Origin of the sequence: Myroides odoratus (assembly GCF_001549985.1) — a bacterium.
Lineage (GTDB): Bacteria > Bacteroidota > Bacteroidia > Flavobacteriales > Flavobacteriaceae > Flavobacterium > Flavobacterium odoratum_A.
Genome location: NZ_LROZ01000001.1, coordinates 281,311 through 296,943, shown reverse-complemented (window position 1 = coordinate 296,943; position 15,633 = coordinate 281,311). Strand labels below are relative to the sequence as shown.

General features: G+C 36.6%; 17 protein-coding genes. 15 read left to right on the top strand and 2 right to left on the bottom strand.

Features of this window, described 5'->3' with window-relative positions; genetic code table 11:
* The first annotated feature begins 40 nt into the window (after nucleotides 1–40).
* From gcvH to tsaB, 14 genes are all read left to right on the top strand, one after another.
* Nucleotides 41–421 carry a glycine cleavage system protein GcvH gene (gcvH, locus tag AWV75_RS01395; protein WP_002989870.1) on the top strand — a complete coding sequence of 127 codons (381 nt, stop codon included), beginning with the start codon at nucleotides 41–43 and terminating at the stop codon, nucleotides 419–421.
* Entirely contained in the window at nucleotides 411–797 is a 387-nt protein-coding gene (locus tag AWV75_RS19225; protein WP_060872668.1) for a VanZ family protein, read from the top strand. Before gcvH ends, AWV75_RS19225 begins: the two co-directional genes overlap by 11 nt.
* Before the next feature lie 47 nt (nucleotides 798–844).
* Nucleotides 845–1,591 (top strand): deoxyribose-phosphate aldolase, encoded by a 747-nt coding sequence (gene deoC / locus AWV75_RS01385; protein WP_060872667.1) that lies wholly within the window; start codon nucleotides 845–847, stop codon nucleotides 1,589–1,591.
* A gap of 92 nt (nucleotides 1,592–1,683) precedes the next feature.
* Nucleotides 1,684–2,598: a heme o synthase gene (cyoE, locus tag AWV75_RS01380; RefSeq protein ID WP_002989876.1), complete on the top strand. Its 915-nt coding sequence runs from the start codon at nucleotides 1,684–1,686 to the stop codon at nucleotides 2,596–2,598.
* A gap of 16 nt (nucleotides 2,599–2,614) precedes the next feature.
* Nucleotides 2,615–3,199, top strand: a complete 585-nt coding sequence (locus AWV75_RS01375; RefSeq protein WP_002989878.1) for a cytochrome c oxidase subunit 3 — start codon at nucleotides 2,615–2,617, stop codon at nucleotides 3,197–3,199.
* Nucleotides 3,200–3,243: 44 nt separating this feature from the next.
* On the top strand, nucleotides 3,244–4,218 hold the full coding sequence (locus AWV75_RS01370) for a cytochrome c oxidase subunit 3 (RefSeq protein WP_060872666.1): 975 nt from the start codon (nucleotides 3,244–3,246) through the stop codon (nucleotides 4,216–4,218).
* Between the two features lie 21 nt (nucleotides 4,219–4,239).
* Nucleotides 4,240–4,599: a cytochrome C oxidase subunit IV family protein gene (locus AWV75_RS01365; protein WP_002989883.1), complete on the top strand. Its 360-nt coding sequence runs from the start codon at nucleotides 4,240–4,242 to the stop codon at nucleotides 4,597–4,599.
* Nucleotides 4,600–4,711: 112 nt separating this feature from the next.
* Nucleotides 4,712–5,335, top strand: coding sequence for a hypothetical protein (locus tag AWV75_RS01360; protein WP_060872665.1), 624 nt, complete (start codon nucleotides 4,712–4,714; stop codon nucleotides 5,333–5,335).
* A gap of 2 nt (nucleotides 5,336–5,337) precedes the next feature.
* The gene (locus AWV75_RS01355) at nucleotides 5,338–5,961 is read left to right on the top strand and encodes an SCO family protein (protein WP_060872664.1); all 624 of its coding nucleotides are present in this window, start codon (nucleotides 5,338–5,340) and stop codon (nucleotides 5,959–5,961) included.
* Between the two features lie 3 nt (nucleotides 5,962–5,964).
* Nucleotides 5,965–6,510, top strand: a complete 546-nt coding sequence (locus AWV75_RS01350; RefSeq protein WP_060872663.1) for a DUF420 domain-containing protein — start codon at nucleotides 5,965–5,967, stop codon at nucleotides 6,508–6,510.
* 6 nt (nucleotides 6,511–6,516) lie between these two features.
* Nucleotides 6,517–6,738, top strand: coding sequence for a hypothetical protein (locus AWV75_RS01345; protein ID WP_002989890.1), 222 nt, complete (start codon nucleotides 6,517–6,519; stop codon nucleotides 6,736–6,738).
* A gap of 104 nt (nucleotides 6,739–6,842) precedes the next feature.
* On the top strand, nucleotides 6,843–8,276 hold the full coding sequence (locus AWV75_RS01340; RefSeq protein ID WP_060872662.1) for a TolC family protein: 1,434 nt from the start codon (nucleotides 6,843–6,845) through the stop codon (nucleotides 8,274–8,276).
* Between the two features lie 3 nt (nucleotides 8,277–8,279).
* A complete protein-coding gene (locus tag AWV75_RS01335) occupies nucleotides 8,280–9,530 on the top strand; it encodes an efflux RND transporter periplasmic adaptor subunit (RefSeq protein WP_060872661.1) in 1,251 nt (416 codons plus the stop codon).
* A complete protein-coding gene (gene tsaB / locus AWV75_RS01330) occupies nucleotides 9,527–10,204 on the top strand; it encodes a tRNA (adenosine(37)-N6)-threonylcarbamoyltransferase complex dimerization subunit type 1 TsaB (protein ID WP_060872660.1) in 678 nt (225 codons plus the stop codon). The genes AWV75_RS01335 and tsaB overlap by 4 nt, the downstream gene beginning before the upstream one ends.
* A 4-nt stretch (nucleotides 10,205–10,208) precedes the next feature.
* Here the strand turns inward: tsaB and AWV75_RS01325 are convergent, their stop codons facing one another.
* Together AWV75_RS01325 and AWV75_RS01320 are read right to left on the bottom strand one after the other, a co-directional pair.
* Complete coding sequence (locus tag AWV75_RS01325; RefSeq protein WP_060872659.1) at nucleotides 10,209–10,976, bottom strand: mechanosensitive ion channel family protein; 768 nt, start codon at nucleotides 10,974–10,976, stop codon at nucleotides 10,209–10,211.
* 3 nt (nucleotides 10,977–10,979) lie between these two features.
* Complete coding sequence (locus AWV75_RS01320; RefSeq protein ID WP_060872658.1) at nucleotides 10,980–12,977, bottom strand: thioredoxin domain-containing protein; 1,998 nt, start codon at nucleotides 12,975–12,977, stop codon at nucleotides 10,980–10,982.
* A 297-nt stretch (nucleotides 12,978–13,274) separates the two neighbouring features.
* Here AWV75_RS01320 and AWV75_RS01315 point away from each other — a divergent pair, with 297 nt between their 5' ends.
* Entirely contained in the window at nucleotides 13,275–15,557 is a 2,283-nt protein-coding gene (locus AWV75_RS01315; RefSeq protein ID WP_060872657.1) for an inorganic phosphate transporter, read from the top strand.
* Nucleotides 15,558–15,633 lie beyond the last annotated feature (76 nt).

Here is a 15,633-nt window from a genome sequence, read left to right as displayed (position 1 = left end):
TCTATAAGATTGTTATACATTTGCTAAAAAATAATACAAAATGAATTTACCAGCTAATTTAAAGTACACAAAAGACCACGAATGGGTAGCTATCGAAGGTGATATTGCTACAGTAGGTATTACAGATTTCGCTCAAAGAGAGTTAGGAGATATTGTATATGTTGAAGTTGAAACCTTAGACCAAACTTTGGACAAAGATGAAGTATTTGGTACGGTAGAGGCTGTGAAAACAGTTTCAGATTTGTTTTTACCATTATCAGGTGAAGTAATTGAATTCAATGAAGGGTTAGAAACAGAACCAGAATTAGTAAACCAAGATCCTTACGGAGCTGGATGGATGATTAAAATTAAAGTTTCTGATTTAAGCGAAGTTGATGCTTTGTTATCAGATGCAGCATATAAAGAATTGATTGGCGCGTAAGGTATTTTTTATCGTAGGATTGCTTTGGACGTGTTTTATTATATACGCATGTCTAGCTGAAGCATCCTCAATACCCAAAACGTCTTTCTTTAATATTCCAAATAAAGATAAAGTCGCACATTTTACTTTTTACTTTGTTTTCTCCGTCATTTGGTTTTTGTATTCCAACAAAAAAAACAACAGTAAAAAGGAGAAAATAAGAACAGGAATAGTTATCTTTACTATTGCAACGTTCTTAGGTGGAGGAGTAGAGTTAGGTCAATATTTTTTCACCAATTCACGAAGTGCAGAATGGGCGGATTTTTTTGCTAATTCACTGGGAAGTGCAATTGGAATTTTATTTGGTTTACTTATAACAACGCATAAAAAAAAATAGAGCCCCAGTCATGGGGCTTTTTTTATTAATAAAAAGTACTTACAATAATGAGAGATTTGAGAGAGTTTATGGATTCTACGTATTTGAAAACGGCAGAACAAGCAGGTTTGACAGCGGTAGAAAATAAGAAAGTTGTGACCGACTTAATTCAAGAAGCGATTGATGAGCAATTTAAGCTAGCGATGATTCGCCCTGAAGAAGTAAAAGCGGGAAGAGCATTAGTAGATCAAAACAACTCTAAAGTTTTGATTGGTACCGTGATCGACTTTCCAAAAGGAGATGGAGGATTGGAAGCAAAGTTAAAAGAAGCGAAACAAGCCGTCGAAGATGGAGTAGATGAGTTGGATTATGTTGTGGATTATAAAGCCTTCCAAAAGGGAGCTGTTGATGTAGTGAAGGAAGAAGTTTACGCTTGTACCAAGTTCGGTTTAGAGCATGGGAAAGTAGTGAAGTGGATTATTGAAGTAGCCGCTTTGACGAATACAGAAATCGTTAAACTAACCGCGTTGATTAAAAATGTGGTATTGAGTAATTTCAAAGAAACAGAATACGATAAAGTATTTGTGAAATCATCGACGGGTTTTTATCAGACAGAAGGGGGTAAACCCAATGGTGCAACGATAGAAACACTTGTTTTAATGCTAGAAAATGCAGGTCCACTACCTGTAAAGGCGGCTGGAGGAATTCGCGATCGTGAAACCGCTATTGAAATGATTACGTTAGGCGTTAAAAGATTAGGAACTTCTTCGGCAAAAGTTATCGTTGAGGGGAAGGGTAGTACTGAAAATTACTAAAAGATTAAAATAAGTGAATATTCAAAGCTCTAACGTATGTTTATAGGTATAGTTCTAAAAATTGGATTATATTTGCAACTCATTAAAAACAAATGAAAACAGCTTTGAATATTTCTTCTGAAAATAAACAATCGGTTTCTATCCTTAAGGAATTTAAAGAAATGACTAAGATGGGACTTGCCCTGAGCGTAGTGTTTTCCACTTTGGCAGGTTATGTTTTAGCTGTTCCGGATATTAGAAGCATTAATTATATGACCATCATCGCTCTAGCAGTAGGGGGATATTGTATGGTTGGAGCATCTAACGTGTACAATCAAATTATTGAGCGTGATTTAGATGCTAAAATGAACCGCACGGCAAATCGACCAATCGCATCTGGTCGTGTGAAGCCAACACCCGCTTTTATTCTAGCTGTGGTGTTAACGCTTTTGGGAATCGGAATCTTGTATGCCATCAACCCAAAAACAGCAATGTTTGGTGCAATCTCTATCTTTTTATATACCAGTGTTTATACTCCGTTAAAAACCATAACACCACTATCTGTGTTTGTTGGGGCTTTTCCTGGAGCAATCCCTTTTATGTTGGGATGGGTTGCAGAAACCAATAACTTTGGTATCGAAGCAGGAACCTTATTCTTAATTCAATTCTTTTGGCAATTTCCGCATTTCTGGGCAATTGGATGGTTCTTGTTTGACGATTATAAACGAGGTGGGTTCTCCATGTTACCAACAGGAAAAAAAGATAATAAGACGCTTACGCAGATTATTTTATACACCATTTGGCTGATCATCGTTTCTATATTCCCAGTATTTAATGTAACGGGTCGATTGTATTTGACACCAATTGCAGCGGGTCTAGTGTTACTAGCGGGAATTTGGATGCTTACAGCAGCCGTAAAGCTTTATAAGCAAAGAACGGACAAAGCCGCTCGTGCATTAATGTTAGTAAGTGTAACTTACATCTCATTAATCCAAATTATTTACGTGTTAGATAAAATTTTACGATAGTTTATACAGATAGAATATGGAAAATATTGTAGCGCAAGAGCAATACGAGAAAAAAGGTAGAGCATTAAAGGTAATGTTGCTATTTGCTATTGGAAGTATTGCCATGGTGTTTGCAGGTTTGACAAGTGCTTACGTAGTAAGTAAGTCTAGACCTGATTGGCTTGCAGATTTTGTATTGCCAATGGATTTTACAATTAGTACCGTTGCGATTGTAATTAGCAGCGTGACGATGCACCTTGCATTGAAGGCAACGAAAGAGGGAAATGTTAAAAGTGGTACGATTTATTTAATTTCTACTTTGATATTAGGTCTCTTATTCGTTTTTTTGCAATTCAAAGGTTTTGGACAGGTAATTAGCGAAGGCTACTTCTTTACAGGAAGCGAAAGTACAATTACAACTTCATTTTTATATGTCATTGTAATTGTGCATATTGCACACTTGTTTGGAGGGATGATTTCTTTACTCGTGGTAATTTATAATCATTTTAAACAAAAGTATAATGCTGAGCAATACGTTGGAATACAGCTATGTGCATGGTTCTGGCATTTCTTAGATATACTTTGGGTCTATTTGTTTTTGTTTTTTACATTCTTTAAATAGAAAATTTAAATTAAATTTGGGAACTTTATAACTAATAACTTTTTATGGGAGCGACAGTTACTACAGAAGCTACTGAAGTAAGAGGCGATGCAAGAGGGCCTCTAAATGTAAGCTACGGTAAAATGATGATGTGGTACTTCATATTATCAGATTCATTAACATTTTGTGGATTCCTTGTAGGATACGGTTTTACAAGATACAAGTTCATGGATACTTGGCCGATTGCAGACGAGGTGTTTAACCACTTTCCTTTCTTACATGGTGTAGATGCACCGATGTACTATGTGGCCTTAATGACCTTCATTCTTATTTTCTCATCTGTAACGATGGTATTGGCAGTTGATGCTGGTCACCAAATGAAGAGAAAAAAGGTGGCAACTTATATGTTTTTAACTATCCTAGGTGGTTTAGTGTTCGTTGGATCACAAGCTTGGGAGTGGAAAAACTTCATCAATGGTTCTTATGGAGCTGTAGAAACTAGAGGAGGATCAATCTTACAATTCGTAGGCGAAGATGGAAAACAAATTGCATTAGCTGATTTTGCAGTTGTAGATCCAAATCGCGATGAAGCTACATTAACAAGAGCTAAAGCTACTTGGTTCGTAAAAGGACCTAGTCATTCAACGTATTCTTTAGCTGAAGTTCAAGCTGGTTTTGAAGCGAATCCTACTATTAGAATTCGTACACAAAATACAACAGATGCAAAACACAAAGAAATTCTTTCTAGAGAAGCTTCTGTTGAGCGTTTGAAAGATGCAGTATTAGTTGTGGAAGGAGCTAACTTAATCCGCAACGAATACGGACATAAAACGTTCGCTGATTTCTTCTTCTTTATTACTGGATTCCACGGATTCCACGTTTGTACAGGTATCTTAATCAACATTATTATTTTCTTTAATGTTTTATTAGGTACGTATGACAGAAGAGGTTCATACGAAATGGTTGAAAAAGGAGGATTATACTGGCACTTCGTAGATTTAGTATGGGTGTTCGTGTTTACATTCTTCTATTTAGTTTAATGTTATAAAAGATTATTTGATATGGCAGCAGATGCAACAGCACACCACTCAAACGCAAAGAAAATCTGGAAAGTATTCTTTATCTTATCAGCAATCACAATTGTAGAGGTTGTATTAGGTATTTTTAAACCAGAAAGTATACATCACGTACATTTCTTTGGATTAAGTTTGTTAAATTATATCTTCATTGTTTTAACAATTTGGAAAGCGTACTACATCATGTGGTCGTTCATGCACTTAGAACAAGAGAAAACAGCATTTAGATGGACAGTAGCGGGAGTTTTAGCTTTCTTATGTGTTTATTTAATTACTTTGGTTTTAATTGAAGGAAATTACGTTTATGAAGTATTCCACAATGCACAATATAAGTGGATATTTTAATAAGTTATTATAATTTAAAAGGCGGTTTATTAACCGCCTTTTTTTATTTTTGTCTAGCTATTTAATTTATTATAAAGTGAAAAAATATATCATACTCGTATTGCTTTTTGTAATGCCTATTTGTGCTTATCTTTTTTTCGCTACTGGTGTGAATCAATTTCAACGTTTACCCATCATTAGTGAAAATGTAAATGAGCTACCTCTAGGTGCGTCTTCATTAAACAAACAACCCGTTTTAGAAGGTCATATTACTGTATTGGGATTTCCTGGTGGACATCTATACAGAGACCGTGGAGATGCCTTTAACCTCAATCAAAAAATCTATAACCGCTATAAAGACTTTGATGATTTTCAATTGGTGATGGTTCTGCCGAAAGGATCTGAAGCAGAAGCGCAAAAAGTAGTGGATGATTTAAGTCCAATTTCGGATATGTCGAACTGGAACTACTTGTTCTTGGAACCTGAAGAAATTCAAACGTTTTATAAAAGCTTAGGTCTAGTTGGTAAATTAGATGACGATTTAGCAAGTATCAATGTGTATATCATTGATAAAGATCGAAACCTTAGAGGAAGAAAAGGAAAAAATAAAGCAGGAGAGCTTGAATATAAAGAAGGTTATTCTACCATTTCCGCAGCGGAACTACACAATGATATGATGGATGATGTAAAAGTTGTATTGGCAGAATATCGATTAGCATTGAAAAAGTATAAACGCATTAATAGTAATGAAAAGTAGATATGAAAGATAAATCATATATCTGGATTTCTTTAGTTGTATTGGTATTTGGTATCTGGGCGGTGCCAAAGATTATTAAGAAATTCGAAAAGTCAGATTTAGTTGTTATTGGACAAGCACCAAGTTTTGAACTTGTGGATCAAAACAATAAAACCATCAATAATGCTAGTTATAAAGGGAAAGTATATGTAGTCGAATTTTTCTTTGCGAATTGCCCGACAATCTGCCCGATTATGAATCAAAATATGTTGAAGTTGCAAGATACCTTCCGTCCACATATGGATTTCGGTATCGCTTCTATTACAATTGATCCTAAAAATGACACCGTTGAAGCGTTAAAAGCACACGGGGAGGAATTAGGCGTTACAATTCCCCATTGGCATATGTTGACTGGTGATGCAAAATACATCTATGATTTAGCAGCTAAATTCAATTTATATACTGGAGTTAATCCAGAAGCACCAGGCGGATTTGAACATTCGGGTCTATTTGCTTTAATTGATAAAGAAGGAAATATTAGATGTAGAACAGATGAACATGGGAATCCTGTGTTATACTATGATGGTACATCAGATGAAGGTGTGCAATGGATCAAAGAAGATATTAAATTGTTGTTAGCAGAATAAGACATGGAAAATTATAAAGAATTAGAACAGAAATATACCAAGTGGATTTGGATTTTATCCATTACAATTCCTGTGGTAGTAGCCATTCTATTTGGAGTAAACTTACAGAAGTTAGGGTATGATGTTCAACCGTTGAGTTTTTTACCCCCAATTTACGCTACTATTAATGGAATTACAGCCGTTTTGTTAGTTTGGGCAGTAGCTGCTATTAAAAAAGGAAATAAAGCCTTACACGAGCGTTTAATTAAATTGTGTATTGCTTGCTCAGTTGCTTTCTTGGCCATGTATGTCGCTTATCATATGACTTCAATCGAAACGAAATATGGAGGGGAAGGATTTATCCGATATGCGTATTTCTTTATTTTAATCACGCATATTTTATTGTCCATCATCATTATTCCTTTCGTATTGATCACCTTTGTACGCGGGATTTCAGGTTCGTATCAACGCCATAAAAAATTGGCTCGAATTACCTATCCAATGTGGTTGTATGTTGCAGTAACAGGGGTAATCGTGTATGTAATGATTTCTCCGTATTACGTAAATTAAACCCGTATGAAAAAGTTTTATTTTTTAGTTGCGTTTTTTATCTTGGCTTCTGCACAAACTGCAGTTGCTCAGTGCGCCATGTGTAGAGCTGTATTGGAAACGGAAGATGGAGGAGTGAAAGCAGAAGCGGTGAACAATGGTATTGTTTACTTGATGATATTCCCTTATTTACTCGTTGGATTTGCCTTGTATTTTAGTTACAAAGTATATAAAAAGAAAAAGAGTTAAAGGAGCTTAAAAGAACAAACCGCCTAAGAAGGCGGTTTTTTTATTACCTTTAATGTAACAATAGTTTGCACTTCACGTCTTATAGTTTAGATAATTAATTTGCAATGAATTTGAGTAAATTTTACATTTTAGGCCTGTTTTCTTTTCTTGCTTTGCCTGTCTTAGCACAAGAGAAGCGTTGGACGCTAGACGAATGTATTGATTATGCCATCGAACACAATATTAGCGTCAAGCAAATCGAAATAGGCGAACAACGTAATATCGTTGCTGTTGATATGGCACGCTATGACTTTTTACCCGTATTAAGTGGGTCGGCAAACCACTCTTGGACGATGGTCGATCAACCCGATGTTCAAACGGGTACGATTGGGCAACGTACATTGCAGGAATCTACGGTTGGATTGAGCGTAGGGATTGATATTTTTGATGGATTACAAAAGCAAAAAAGATTAGCGAAAGCTCGTTTAGAACAGGTAGCTGCTGTATACCAAGTACAAAAAATAAAAGAAGATATTGCGTTGGCAGTGATTAATTCATACTTGCAAATCATCTTCAATAAAGAATTGGTGCATACGAACAAAGTTCAATTAGATTATGACCAAGCAGAAGTAAATAGAGTACAGGTTTTGGTAAATGCAGGTGCGGTTCCCGCAGGAGATTTATTGGATGTAAAAGCAACGGTAGCTTCCTCTACTCAGCGTTTAATCAGCTCGCAAAATGAATTAATTATTGCAAAATTGAATTTGGCTCAATTGCTTCAAATTCGAGATTATGAAAACTTTGATGTACAAGATACAGATTATCAAATAGCAGCATCGGAATTGATGTTTTATACTCCAGAAGAAATTGCGAATCGTGCTTTTGAATCCCTGACGAATATCAAAACGGCAGAACTCAATGTGCAGTTGGCAGAAAAGGAGGTACAAATAAGCAAGGGAGCCTATTACCCTAAACTGACGGGGTTCTATAATTTTGGTTCTAATGTGCGTTATCAAGATCGAATCGTTGGAAGCAGTCCGACGGATGGTTTGGACCAAATTGGATTTGTAGAAGGTTCGGGACAACGCGTGATGCGCCAAGGGATGATGAATGTATATGGTGGTCCAGAGTCTTTCTTTAGACAGATCGACAACAATAAAAGTTCAACCTTTGGTTTGAGTTTGACTGTGCCCATATTCAATGGTTTAAAAGCTAGAAAAACAGTAAGACTCAATCAACTAGCGTTGGAACAGATGCAATACGAAAAGGAAGCTGAGGAGTTGAAACTAGAACAATTGGCGTTCAAAGCTTATACCGATACCAAGAGTAGTTTTCAAACCTACGAAGCTAGTGTTGTAACGTTGGAATCTCGAGAAAAATCGTTGGAGTATGCTAGAGAGCGTTATGCGGTAGGATTGATTAATATCTTTGAACTCAATCAAAATCAAAACTTATATGTAACCGCTCAATCAAATCTTCTCAAAGCTAAATACGATTACATTTTTAAGAATAAAATATTAGAATACTACTTCGGATTACCGCTGTTTAAAAGAAATTAAGGGATGAAAAAGAAATATATATTTATTGTTTTAGCACTTGTTGTTGGACTTTTTGTTGGGATACAATTTTTTACGACGAAGGATGTATCTACTGTGGTAGAGTTAGCCGCTGTTGATGAAATAAACTTGGTAGAAACAGTTTCTGGAACAGGAAAAATTCAACCTGAAATTGAGATTAAAATAACACCAGAAGTATCTGGAGAAATCATAAATTTGCCCGTCAAAGAAGGACAAGTTGTCAATAAGGGCGATTTACTGGTTGTGATCAACCCGAACTTGTATGAATCTAATCTAGATCGTATGGTGGCGATGCTGTCAACAAGTAAAGCTGGATTGGAACAAGCAGAAGCGCAGTTGAAAGAAACGAAAGCATCGTTTGCGCGAAATAAAACCTTATTTGAGAAAGGGGTTATTTCGGGTTCGGAATGGGATCAAGTAGTACGTTCGTATGAAGTGGCTAAAGCCAATAAAAACTCGGCCTTTTACAATGTAGAAAGTTCAAGAGCAGCCGTAGAGGAAGCAAAAGTGAATTTGTTGAAAACTACGATTTACGCACCTAGTGCAGGAACAATTTCACGCGTAGATGTTGAACTTGGAGAACGCGTACTGGGAACGCAACAAATGGCGGGTACGGAACTATTGCGTGTAGCGAATTTGAATAGCATGGAAGTTGAAGTAAATATCAACGAAAATGACATTGTCAAAGTGAAAGTTGGGGATGAAACAAAAATTAATGTGGATGCTTTTTTGAAAAAGGAGTTTAAGGGAATTGTAACGAGTATTTCCAATTCAGCTTCCAATCAAACCCTATCTGCTGATCAGGTAACAACGTTCAAGGTAAAGATTAAAATTCTACGCGAATCTTATGAGGATTTACTCGATGGGAAGCTAGAAGATTATTCCCCTTTTAGACCTGGAATGACTGCAGCTGTAGATATTATAACACACGTTAAAAACAAAGTGCTTGCTGTGCCAATTAGTGCAGTAGTTATGCGTAGTCCCGCGGATACGTTGAGTAATCAAGAGGCTACTAAAGCGGTACAAGTGAATGATGCACTCAAAGAAGCAGTGTTTGTAGAAGTCAATGGGATAGCCCAATTGCGCTTTGTAAAAACAGGGATTCAAGACGATAAAAATATTGAAATTGTTCAAGGGTTGAAGCAAGGTGATGTTATCATTACAGGGCCTTATTCAACAGTAAGTAAAACCTTGAAACACAACGATAAGATAAAGAAAGAAGAAAAGAAAGAATGATTGTACTATTGAATATAGAGACCGCAACTAAAAACTGTTCTGTCTCTTTGTCTGTAGATGGAGCACTTGTAGGAGTGAAAGAAATAGCAGAAGAAAATTTTTCTCATGCAGAGAAACTGCATGTGTTTATTGAAGAGCTGCTGAAAGAAAACGGATTGAATATGCAAAACCTATGGGCTATTGCCGTTAGTCAAGGGCCGGGATCTTATACGGGATTGCGCATCGGTGTATCCTCCGTTAAGGGATTGTGCTATGGATTAAATATCCCTATGATAGCATTGGATACGCTGCAGATTTTAGCTAAGCAATTGCAAGTGAATAGCGGATGGATTATCCCGATGATTGATGCAAGGCGAATGGAGGTGTTTTGCGCCACTTTTTCTCATGATGGAGTATTGGTTAAGCCAATCGAGGCAAAAGTGATTGACGAGGCTTCTTTTAGTGAATTAGAAGGGGAAACGCCCGTTTACTTCATCGGTGATGGAGCAATGAAATGTGCAACAGTACTAACAGCACCTAATTTTCAGTTCTTAGATTCAATTATTTATCCTTCTGCCAAAGAAATGGTAGCATTGAGTTTTGAGAAATATACAGCCAAAGACTTTGTAGATGTGGCTTATTTTGAACCCTACTACTTGAAGGATTTTGTGATGCCTGTAAAACAAAAGAAATAAGTGATTACAAAGAATCACTTATTTCTCTTGATTTTAGTAAGATAAATGAATTGACAGCCGTAAAGTTGTCATTGTCCACCCAGACTTGTACCACATAGGTGATTTTGGTATCGAGTAATTCTTTAATTAATACTCGAGGTTTTGGTTGTGATAAGATCTTGTCATTGGCCTGAAGCTCTTCTAACAATTGATCAATAAATCGATTGGTATTTTTTGTTAAGTTCGTCTGAACGAGTACTTCAGATCTTCTCAAATTATTTTGTGATATATTTTTAATCTTGCTATTGGATAATACTCCATTAGGCAGGTAAATCACACTGTTTTGATAATTGACAATTTGCGTGGAAAAAATGTGAATACTCAATACTTTTCCTGTTTCTCCTTGAGCTTCAATAATATCACCAATGCGAAAAGGTTTGAAGAGAATGATCAATACGCCTCCAGCAAAATTACTGAGTGATCCTTGTAAAGATAGCCCAATAGCCAAACTCATAGCGCCAATTATGGCAACAAATGAACTGGTTTGAATACCTAGTTTAGAGGCAATAACAACGAAAAGCAGAATGCGAAATCCCCACAGTAAAACATCGAGAATGAAGCTTGAAAACGTCGGGTCTATATTGCGTTTGGTCAGGATGCGCTTGGCAATATTTTGAGACATTTTAATGACCCATAATCCCAAGGCAAGGATGATAAGTGCACTGATAATATGCGGGATGTAATCAAAGGCATTTTCAATATTGGATGCCAAGAGGTGATCCAGTTTTTCCATAATCTATAGCTTTAGGATGTTGCTTAATTCCGTCGTAGGGGTGAAGCAATGTTTGTTTTCACAAAGATAATACTGTGTGGTTTGATTCACCGTATATTTTGAAAAATAAGGAATTGAACTGGATTGATTTACAGGGAAAACAAAGGTTTTGCTAATTAAGTTTGCCCGAACCTGTAAACTGGCTTCAAGGGCATCGGTACCAACAATCGCAAGCTCTGATGGAGATGTTGTATATAACATGGCTAGCAGCCAATGTGAATAGGCCGACGGATAATCTAAATTAGATTGCATCACTTCAATCATGTGGTGGGCAAGCTGGGTGTAATGTGTATGTTCAAATGCAACACCCAATTGCAATAAATTCATGCATAAAACGGCATTAGCAGAAGGAATTACGTTGTCTTCTGTTTCAATGCTTCTCAAAATATGGCCCGCTTGACTGGCTTGATTAAAATAAAAGAACTTACTCTTTTCATCGAAAAATAAGTCCAAGGTTAAATCCATGAGGCGTTTCGCTTGCCATAAATAATCTTGGTTTGCAGTATGCTCAAACAGGCGAATTAAGGCTTGAATATAAAAGGCATAATCATCTAAATACCCTAAAGTATGTACATTTTGATCGTGAGAGGAGTGAAATAATCCTCGCTCTTCATCAAGTAAGTAAGTTTGAATGTAGTGGTAAATACTTTCTGCTTGTTGCAAATAACTTATTTCATTTGTAGCGCTATAGGCGTCTAGTAAACCCGTAATCAACAGGGCATTCCAACTGCAGATGATTTTGTCGTCTAAGTGAGGTTTGGGTCTGTACTCTCGTTCTTGTAAGAGTAATTGTTCCCACTTCTTTTTGCGTTCTTGTAAATCAAATACATCGATTTGATTGGCTGCAGCTAGGGAAGATAAAGGTTGGTTTTGGATGAGTACAAAGTGCCCTTCCTCCCAATAACCATAAGCATTGACATTGAATATTTGTGCAAATAATGAAAAGTCATCTCCTAAAATACGGCGTAATGTTGCTTCAGTCCAAACGTAGTAAGCGCCTTCTTGTAAAACTCCTTTGTCATTGATGCTATCTGCATCTAAAGCAGAATAAATCCCGCCCCAATCGGAAAGCCAATTGCGTTGGATGAATTGGATGGTCTTGGTAATTACTTCCAAATATAGCGGATTAGCAGTGCGCTTATAGGCATCACTATATACACTTAACAATTGGGCATTGTCGTACAACATTTTTTCAAAATGAGGGATATGCCATTTAAAATCAACAGAATAACGAGAAAAACCACCTTCAAGTACATCAAAGATACCTCCCCAAGCCATTTGGGTTAGGGTTAAATCAACATAGTGTAGTAAATCTTTATCATGAGTCAAATCCCCTGCTTTTTGAAGGTAGAGTAGGTTGGTAGGCATCATGAATTTTGGAGCTCGTTGATAACCACCATAGTCTAAATCGAAACTTTGTTTCCATTTTTCTAGAAGGATATCTACATTGAATCGACTTTCTTCATTTGCAACAGGTGCTAGTCCCATAATATAAACGCCCTCCTGTAACTTGGTAGCAAATTCAAGGGTAGCTTCAGGTTTGTTTTGGTGTAATTGAGCCAGTTGTGTTAAAGCATCAATCCAAGTTTGTTGAGGGAAATAGGTCCCTCCCCAAATGGGTCTTCCATCAGGTAAACAAACAACATTAAGGGGCCATCCGCCTTGCTTGGTCATCAGCTGGACGGCTTTCATATAGTAAGCATCCACATCGGGATGTTCTTCGCGGTCTACTTTAATTGAAATGAAATCTTGATTCATTACTTCGGCAACAGCAGGATGAGTAAAACTTTCCTCTTCCATAACATGACACCAATGGCAGGTTGAATATCCAATGCTGACAATGACCAACTTGTTTAGTTCTTGGGCTTGCTCAAAAACGGTGGGATGCCAAGCTTTCCAATGAATAGGATTGGAGGCATGTTGTTTTAAATACGGGTTTGAAGCGTGCTGGAGTTCATTCATAGTTGTAACTTGTTGTTGAAGATCAAAATTAAGGAAAAAAAGGGAAGTGAGTTATGGGTTATGAGAAGTGAGTTATGAAAATGAAAAAAGAAACATCATTTAGTTTATTGTTTACATCAACAAAAAAGCAAACAGCGAACAACAAACAGCAAACAACAAACAGCAAACAGCGACCAACAAAAAAGCAAACCACAAAAAAGCAAAGAACAAACCACAAAAAACAAAGGATAACATTAAGTTAACGTTGGATTACAGAAATATAAGCACTTTTGCAGTACGCAAAAAATAAAAGAATAAATGGAACAGATTTTTATTGTAATGCTGATAGCCCTTGGGATATTAGCGATAATAGATTTGACTGTTGGAGTTAGTAACGACGCTGTAAACTTCTTAAACTCAGGACTTGGATCAAAGGCGATGTCTTTTAAAGGCATCATGTTGGTTGCTTCTTTGGGTATTTTGATTGGAGCCGTGTTTTCTGGTGGAATGATGGAGATTGCCCGTAGTGGAATCTTTGTCCCCAGTATGTTTTCCTTCAACGATGTAATGATTATCTTCCTAGCTGTTATGATTACGGATGTCCTCTTATTGGATGTCTTCAATACGTTAGGATTACCTACATCTACAACCGTTTCGATTGTATTTGAATTGTTGGGTGCTGCCGTGTGTTTAGCTGTAGTGAAAATTGTAACCAGTGATGACAGTTGGGCTACCTTACCTTCGTATATCAATACGAAAAAGGCCTCCGAGATCGTTGTGAGTATTTTGTTGTCCGTTATTTTATCCTTTACATTAGGTACGCTAGTTCAATATGTATCGCGTTTGATTTTTACGTTTCAAGTAGAACGTAAATTGAAATACTTTGGTGCTTTATTTGGAGGAACAGCAATTACGGCAATTTCATTCTTTATTTTAATTAAAGGATTAAAAGGATCGAGTTTCTTGACTAAGGAAGCGTCTAATTGGATTGATCACCATCAGTTCATCATTCTAGGAGCTAGTTTTGTATTTTGGACGTTGTTCTCTCAGATGCTCATGTCTCTGTTTAAACTAAATATCCTACGTGTCATTATTATTATAGGAACGTTTGCTTTAGCCTTGGCTTTCGCAGGGAATGATTTAGTAAACTTTATAGGAGTGCCTATTGCGGCCATTCAATCTTTTGAATTTTTTCAAAGCTCTGGACAAGCATCAGATGTTTATATGATGGGAAAATTGGCCGAAGAAAGTGTAAAAGCACCCTTCTACTTTCTATTGTTAGCGGGAGCGGTTATGGTTTATACGTTGTGGACTTCAAAAAAAGCACGCAATGTAATTGAAACAGAAATGAGTTTGGCTCGTCAAAGTTCAGATTCTTCGGATGAGAAATTTTCACCCAATTTGTTGTCAAAAGCTCTTGTGCGTAGCATGGTTATTTTAGGTGGGATTGTGAATTACTTCCTGCCAAAATCATGGCAAATCCACATGGATAAGCGTTTTGAGCAACCGGAGGTAAAAACAAAAAGCAAGAACAAGGCAGATGAACCTGCTTTTGACATGGTACGTGCTTCTGTGAATTTGATGGTGGCGAGTATCTTGATCTCTATCGGTACGTCAATGAAACTACCGTTATCTACAACGTATGTTACCTTTATGGTAGCAATGGGTACTTCTTTTGCTGATAGAGCTTGGGATAGAGATTCAGCTGTTTATCGCGTAGCGGGGGTATTCAACGTAATTGGAGGGTGGTTTGTAACAGCTATTGTTGCTTTTGTTGCTTCTTTCGTTACGGCTTATATCTTATATATAGGAGAAGTATATGCTTTAGTGGCTATGTTGATTCTAGTGGGGATTTTATTATATAGAAGTAATAAGGCGCATCAGCGTTTAGAACAGGAGAAGAAGCTCAAAACAGAAAAGCTCAATAAAATTGATATTGTTACCATCCAAGAAGTAGCTTCAGAGAGTTCGGCTCAAATTGCTAAGGTTATTGTCCGTACAAACGAATTATATACCCGTGTTATTGATGGAGTAGCGTTGCAAAATCATGCAGATTTAAAAGCTTGTAGAAAGAAATTGAAACAGCTGGAAAAAGAAGTGGATAGCTTGCGAGGAAATGTATATTTCTTTATTAAGAATCTAGATGAAACTACGGTAGGAGCGAGTAAGTTCTACGTATTGACGCTTGGATTTTTACAAGATATTATCAAGTCTACCTTATTTATTACTCAGAATAGCTATACGCACGTGGATAATAACCACAAGAAGCTGAAGTTTAATCAGATTCGCGACTTAAAGCTAATTGACAATAAACTGCAGATCTTTCTGGATGAGATTGGAGCCATTTTCTTAGAAGAGAAGTTTGATCGCATTAGTGATGTCTTAGCGAATAAGGAAGATATTACATTGACGATAGATAAATTAATTCAAAAACAAATCGTTCGTATTCGCACAACAGAAACGAGTCCGAAGAACAGTAAGTTGTATTTCTCTATCCTGTTTGAAACAGATGATATGGTAAAAGCAACTATTGGCTTGTTGGAATTATTTGAACAATTTGATTTAGATCAGAAACGAACTAAATTTACTTCAAAAGGGTAAGGAATTTAAATCGTTCAACTTATAACTAAAAAAGCGCTTGAAGTAATTCAAGCGCTTTTTTAATTTATTGCATAGG